Source organism: Archangium violaceum Cb vi76 (assembly GCF_000733295.1).
Taxonomy (GTDB): domain Bacteria; phylum Myxococcota; class Myxococcia; order Myxococcales; family Myxococcaceae; genus Archangium; species Archangium violaceum.
The window spans coordinates 120,281-126,369 of record NZ_JPMI01000367.1 but is presented as its reverse complement, the minus strand read 5'-3'; the positions used below and the strand labels follow the sequence as shown (position 1 = coordinate 126,369).

At 70.0% G+C, this 6,089-nt stretch carries 7 protein-coding genes; 3 read left to right on the top strand and 4 right to left on the bottom strand.

What is annotated here, in order from left to right:
- The first annotated feature begins 55 nt into the window (after positions 1 to 55).
- Both Q664_RS46020 and Q664_RS46015 read left to right on the top strand, forming a co-directional pair.
- Positions 56 to 715, top strand: a complete 660-nt coding sequence (locus Q664_RS46020) for a hypothetical protein (protein WP_152622741.1) — start codon at positions 56 to 58, stop codon at positions 713 to 715.
- A 99-nt stretch (positions 716 to 814) separates the two neighbouring features.
- A complete protein-coding gene (locus Q664_RS46015) occupies positions 815 to 1,141 on the top strand; it encodes a tellurite resistance TerB family protein (RefSeq protein WP_043412078.1) in 327 nt (108 codons plus the stop codon).
- A gap of 23 nt (positions 1,142 to 1,164) precedes the next feature.
- On the opposite strand, the gene Q664_RS46010 is transcribed toward Q664_RS46015, so the two are convergent.
- Both Q664_RS46010 and Q664_RS59715 read right to left on the bottom strand, forming a co-directional pair.
- Positions 1,165 to 2,322, bottom strand: a complete 1,158-nt coding sequence (locus Q664_RS46010; RefSeq protein WP_200883864.1) for a dienelactone hydrolase family protein — start codon at positions 2,320 to 2,322, stop codon at positions 1,165 to 1,167.
- 88 nt (positions 2,323 to 2,410) lie between these two features.
- Positions 2,411 to 3,121 (bottom strand): proline and serine-rich protein 1 family protein, encoded by a 711-nt coding sequence (locus Q664_RS59715; protein WP_160174646.1) that lies wholly within the window; start codon positions 3,119 to 3,121, stop codon positions 2,411 to 2,413.
- Between the two features lie 360 nt (positions 3,122 to 3,481).
- Between Q664_RS59715 and Q664_RS46000 the strand changes: the two genes are divergently transcribed.
- Positions 3,482 to 4,375, top strand: coding sequence for a tetratricopeptide repeat protein (locus Q664_RS46000; protein ID WP_043411977.1), 894 nt, complete (start codon positions 3,482 to 3,484; stop codon positions 4,373 to 4,375).
- Between the two features lie 21 nt (positions 4,376 to 4,396).
- Here the strand turns inward: Q664_RS46000 and Q664_RS45995 are convergent, their stop codons facing one another.
- A complete protein-coding gene (locus Q664_RS45995) occupies positions 4,397 to 5,200 on the bottom strand; it encodes a carbohydrate ABC transporter permease (protein ID WP_043411974.1) in 804 nt (267 codons plus the stop codon).
- Positions 5,200 to 6,084, bottom strand: a complete 885-nt coding sequence (locus Q664_RS45990) for a carbohydrate ABC transporter permease (RefSeq protein ID WP_043411971.1) — start codon at positions 6,082 to 6,084, stop codon at positions 5,200 to 5,202. Before Q664_RS45990 ends, Q664_RS45995 begins: the two co-directional genes overlap by 1 nt.
- Positions 6,085 to 6,089: the final 5 nt, after the last annotated feature.

The window sequence follows — 6,089 nt, the reverse complement described above, 5'->3', positions numbered from 1 at the left end:
GAGGGGAGAGGGAGCATTGGTCACGCCATTTGAAGAAGCTTAGGCTGAGCAGGTGATGGACGGACTCTCACCACTGTGGGCGCTGGTACCCGGCGGCTCGAAACAAGGCACGCAGATGCCGCTCGCGAAGGTGGGCGGAGCACCGGAGCCCGTGGGCCCCCTGGCCTGGCCCGCATGTACCGCATGCGGCGCGCCGATGCGCTTCCTCTTCCAGCTACCGCATGTCCCCGGGCGTCTGGACCTGTCGCCGTACGCCGCGGTGTACGTCTTCCAGTGCGAGAACCCGGACACCGCCTGTGAGCGGTGGGATCCGCACAGTGGGGCCAACGCGGTGGTGGCGGTGGAGCCGGGCACGGCCTCGGTGGAGGGAGCGAGGCCCACGGGCCTGCCGTACGCGGAATGGAACCTGGGCCTGGCCCCGGCCGAGGAGGACACCGAGGCGCTCTCGGTGGACGTCAACGAGGCCACGGACGAGCAGCTCGCCGCGCTGGACCGGGCGTTGGAGGAGGCACCCGAGAGCAAGGTGGGCGGCGTGGCCGGCTGGGTGAACGGGGATGCCACACCGGAATGTTGTAGCGAGCCCATGCACTTCATGGCCCAGCTCGCGGCGATGCCCTTCGGCCTGGCCTTCGGGGACAACGGCCGGGGCTACCTGTTCCGGTGCCGGAGCAACGCGTGCGGCACACCGTTCCGCTTCACCTGGCAGGGCGCATAGCGGGCGCGGCTCGCCTGTCTACCCGCTATCGGAGCGGGCGCCTTGTTCATGGACGGGGAGCCGGGAACGGGCGACGCTCGGGGCGGAGACGACACCGGGATGACGACACCGACCGACGACCGCTTCTACACCGAGCTGCTCAAGCTGTTGCTGCACGTGGCCTGGAGTGACGACGAGCTCAAACCGAGCGAGGCGCATGCGCTCATTGGCGCGGCGCAGCGGTGGAAGGTCCCCCTGCCGGAGCTGCAACGGCTGGAGCGGTGCCTGGAGCTGGGCGAGCCCCTGCCGGCGCCGAACCTGGGCCTGCTGCGTCAGCACCCGGAGGAGGTGCTCGCAACGGCGCGCACGCTCATCGGTAGCGACACCGAGGTGCACTTCTCCGAGGAGGAGATGCTCGGCCAGATTCGCGAGTTGCTGGGCCTGTGAGCGGGTTCCGCATGGACGTCGGCCTACGCATCGAGCAGCCGTGCCCAGAAGGCGGCGAGCCGCCCGACATCGTCCAGGTCCTTCAGCCCTTCGAGCTCGGCGTGGGAGATGAGGGGTGAGAGCAACAGCCGCACCCCGGTCCGGGGCTCCAGCCAGCGCGCGAGGAGCACGGACTCGATGGCGGGGATGACGGAGTCCTCCGTGCCGTGCAGCAGATACACGGGCGCGGACGGGGCCGGGGAGAGCTCGGGCGAGAGCGATGGATCTCCAGCGTAGACCTTCGCATGCGGCAGCAGCAGCGGCCCGAGCGCGGCGACATCCCGCTCGTTCACGTACTTCATGAGCGTGGCGGCGGGCTCGGGCATCTCCGACTGCATGCGCCGGGCCGCGGCGAAGGTCTCCTCGGCCTGGCGCGTGTCCCGCAGGGCGAGGTGCGAGGCGCGCAGGAAGGTACGGATGCCCGCGCGCAGCGTCTCCACCTGCTCGGGGGGAACCATCAGGTCGGCCACGTTGAGCAGGATGATGGCCACGCCGTAGTCATGGGGCCTGCGGTGCTGGCCACCGGGCTCGATGCCGGTACACAGGAAGGCGAGCACGCGCGAGAGCTCGCCATGCCCGCCCAACGAGAAGACGAAGGCGACCTTGCCCGCGAGCGAGGGCCGTCCGGCGGCGACGAGCGAGAGCCCTCCGGAGAAACTGATGCCCATGAGGCCCACGCGGCCATCGGGCGCGAGCTCCGGCCGCCCGGAGGCCCAGAGCGCGGCGTCCTCGAGCATGTCCGGCTCGCGCGGGGTGATGCGGTAGCTCAGGAGATCGGGCAGCTCGGGGGTGATGACGGTGAGCCCTCCGGCGGAGAGATCCCTCGCGAGCTTCACCAGCCGGGGCTCGTCGATGCCATCCGCGTGCACACCGGTGGTGAGGAGCACCGTGCGGCCCCGGGGACGCTCGGGCCGGAAGAGGCGGGCGCGCAGGGAGCCATGGCGGGAGGGAATCCGCACATCCTCCTCGGTGACGGGAGTGGTGCCCCAGCGGGAGACGCTCCCGGCCAACCCCTCGCTCATTCCCCCGGCGCGAGCCACCAGGGACAGGCCCCGGAGGTAGTACGGAACGGCGAGCACCCCCACGAGCAGCAGTCCGCCGAGGAGGGCCAGGAGCGTGGCTCTGCGGGTGCGGGAGCGCATCGCGGGCCATTCAAACACAAAGGGCCGGACCCGAGGGGCACTGCCGCCCCGCGAGCCCGGCCCCTGGTGGGCCCCTGGGACCCGAGCCTCAGTTGGAGATGATGCGCTTCAGCTCGGCCTTGTCGTTGGAGAACGGGAAGGAGTTGTAGAGCTGGAAGGCGTTGTCCCGGTCGAGCACGCGCGACCACAGCATCCGCACCGCCTTGAGCTTGTCCTGCGAGAACTGGAACTGGTTGATCACCTGCTGCACCTGGCCGACCAGGAAGTAGTGGGTACCGGCGGCCCCCTCCAGGACGTTCATCTTGTTCTCGGCGAAGGGCTCACGGGACATGGAGCCCATGATCATCTGCAGCTTGCCGTCGGCGATGGGCTGAGGGGGCGGGGGCGGGGGCGGGTTGCCGTAGCCACCACCGCGGCCCTGGCTCCGCAGCTCGGGGGCATCGGCGACCAGCTCGCGGAGATCCTTCAGCTCCTCGTAGGCGGCGCGGATCTTCGCCCTGCCGCTGTTGCCGCGATTGCCGCTCTCGAAGGCCTTACCCAGCAACTTCTCCAGCTCGGCGAGGCGCTGCTCCACATCCTCGCGCTCGAGCACCACCAGGGTGCCACGGCGGCCGCGGCGGTACTCGCGGAACTCGTCGCCGTCGTCACGGCCGCCGCCGCGGAACTCGTTGGACGAGGTCGGAGGCGCGTTGCCGGTGGGCTGGCCGGGGGGCGGAGCGAAGGAGGGGGCGGTCTGGGCGGAGGCGGCAACCGAGGTCAGGAGCGTGATGGCGACGAAGAGGGCCTTCATGGGAGTCATCTTTCTGGACTGTGTCCTTGCTGCATCTGCCCACTCTGACGGGCCGCGAGCGTCCGCATTCAAACGGATCCACCCCATTTCCGCCCAGGCCCCCCCACCCGCGTGGGTCGTGCTCGTTGGCCCAGCAACGAGCCCACCAGGAGAGCGGGGTCCGGGCGCGGTCTTCCAGAACTTGTCCAACAGTTGGACAAGTTCGTACCGGGTGCGCCCGGAGGGGGCGGCCCAGGTCATCACGCGCTCAGCAGGGGCCCTGCCGTCGTCCTCTGCGGACGGAGCATCCCGCGCATGGACGCACTGACGAGCCAGGTGCCGGAAAAGACGAGAGTCCACCCTGGGCCGGGCATTGCACGGGGGCCGGGCATGACGACACTCACGAACTCCGTACTCCGCCCGTCGTTCACGCATGACCCGTTCCTCACGGCCCGGCTCAAGGGACTGCGCCTCCTGTCCAGCATGATGATGTTCGCTGGCTTCGGCGGCATCGTCATGCTGCTCAACCCGAGCGCCCTGACGGACGTCTCGGAGATGGACCTCGGGGTGACGCGGCTCCCCATGCCCATTGCCCTCGCGGGAGTCTTCTGCGCGGGTCTGGCCCTCCAACGCTGGCTGGACTGGCAGGTGAGACAGCTGGAGCGGCGGGGTTGGGAGCAGCTCCTGGCGGGCAGACCCGAGGAGGCCATCCACTCGCTGGAAGTCGCGATGTCCACCGGGAGCAACATCGTGCGGGGCCGGGGCTACTACGCACTGGCCCTCGCCTGGTTCCGCCAGGGCGACTACGAGCGCGCCCTCGCCCTCGGAGAGAAGACCACCTGGGCCGGGAGGAGAAGGGACGCCAGGGTCTGCGATGCCCAGGCCCCCGCGCTGATGGCCGTCATCCTCGCCCTCTACGGTGAGCTGGACGATGCCAGGGAGTGGGTGGGACGCATCCGCCGCCCCATGTTCGACGAGACGGACCACGCGCTGCTGGCGCAGGCGGTGATGCTCTGCCGCGAGGGCAGGTACGTGGAGGCGGTGAAGCGCATCCAGCGCACGGTGCGCGAGGACGTGCCCGAAACGGACGTGGGAGCGGTGGCGGTCATCCACGCCTTCGCGCGCAGCCGGCTGGGCGGGCAGTTGGTGCCCCTCAAGCCGGGATGCGTCCTGCCCCAGCGGCCCACGCGGGGCTCGGAGTACGAGTACCTCGCGTGCGAGTGGCCCGAGCTCGCCGCCTTCCTCCGGGGTGAGGACGCCCCGGCGCCCGTGCTCGACGCGTGACGGGGGCCGCCGGAGGGCGAGCTACTCCTTCACGGCCCCGGCGGTGAGCCCGCTGACGATGCGCCGCTGGAAGAGGACGGTCATCACCACCAGGGGCAGCGTGGCGATGACCGAGGCGGCGGCGATCTCCCCCCACGGCTCCTTGTGCTCGCTGGCGAAGAGGCTGATGGCCACGGGCACCGTGCGCTTCTCCGGCGAGGACAGGAAGGTGAGCGCGTAGAGGAACTCGTTCCACGCGAAGATGAAGACGAGGATGGCGGTGGTGGCCAGGCCCGGAGCGGCCAGGGGCAGCAGCACCCGCCAGAAGGCGCCGAGCGGCGTGCACCCGTCCACCCGCGCGGCGCGGTACAGCTCGTCCGGGAGCTGCCGGAAGAAGGACGTGAGAATCCAGAGCGTGAGCGGCAGCGCGAAGGTGGCGTAGGGAGGCACCAGGCCCACCAGCGTGTCGCGCAGGCCCACCGTGCGCAGGATGAGGTAGAGCGGGCTCACCGTGGCGATGGGCGGGAACATGGACACGGCGAGCGCCGCGGCCAGCAGCAGGCCACGCCCGCGGAACTCCAGCTTCGCCAGCGCGAAGGCCGCCGACGCCCCCACCGCCATGCAGAAGAGGGTGGTGAGCGAGGCCGCCAGCAGCGAGTTCATCAACACCTGGAGGAAGGGACGGCCCCACAGCACGCTCACGTAGTTGTCGAAGGTGAGCGAGCTGGGCAGGGGCTGGGTGAGCTGTCCGTCCGGCCACAGCGACGTCAGCACCTGCCAGAAGAAGGGCCCCAGGAAGAAGGTGAGGAAGGCCACCGTCGCCAGCCACAGTCCGGGCCGCTTCATCACCGCCCCTCCTTCCCGAGCAACCGGATGTAGACGAGGCTCAACCCCACCACGCACAGGAACGTCATCACCGACAGCGTGGAGCCGTAGCCGAAGTTGCCCGCCCGCATCAGCGTCTTGTAGGCGTAGATGCTCAACGTCTCCGTGGTGTTGGCGGGGCCGCCCTCCGTCAGCACGAAGATGGCGTCGAAGACGCGGAAGGCGTCCAGCGTGCGGAACAGCAACGCCAGCAGGATGGCGGGCTTGAGCAGCGGCAGGGTCATCGACACGAACGAGCGCCAGCGCGACGCGCCGTCCACGCGCGCCGCCTTGTAGATGTCCTCGGAGATGCCCTGCAGGCCCGCGAGGAGGAGCAGCGCCATGAAGGGCGTCGTCTTCCACACGTCCACGAGGATGGCCGCGTGCAGCGCGTACCCCGGTACGCCCAGCCAGTTGATGTCCGGCCCGGGCAGCAGCCGGTTGATGAGGCCGTAGTCCGGGTTGAAGAGCCACGCCCACAGCTTCGCGCTCACCACCGTGGGGATGGCCCACGGCACCAGCACCGAGGCGCGCAGGATGCCCCGTCCCGGGAACGCGGTGTTGAGCAACAGGGCCAGCGGCAACGCCAGCAACAGCTCCACCGTCACCGCCACCAGCGTGAAGTAACCCGTGTTCCCCAGCGCGTTCCAGAAGCGCGCGTCGCCCAGCATGAAGCCGTAGTTCTCCAGCCCCACCCACCGCCGCTCGCCGAAGACGAGGATGAGCCGGTGCAGGCTCAGCCAGATGGCGGCGAGAATCGGGTACACCGCCACGCCCACCAGCACCAGCACCGCGGGCGCCACCAGCATGTACGCCTGCCGCCGCTCGCGGCCCATGGAGCCCGGGGCCTTCACCGTGCCATTCATCTCGC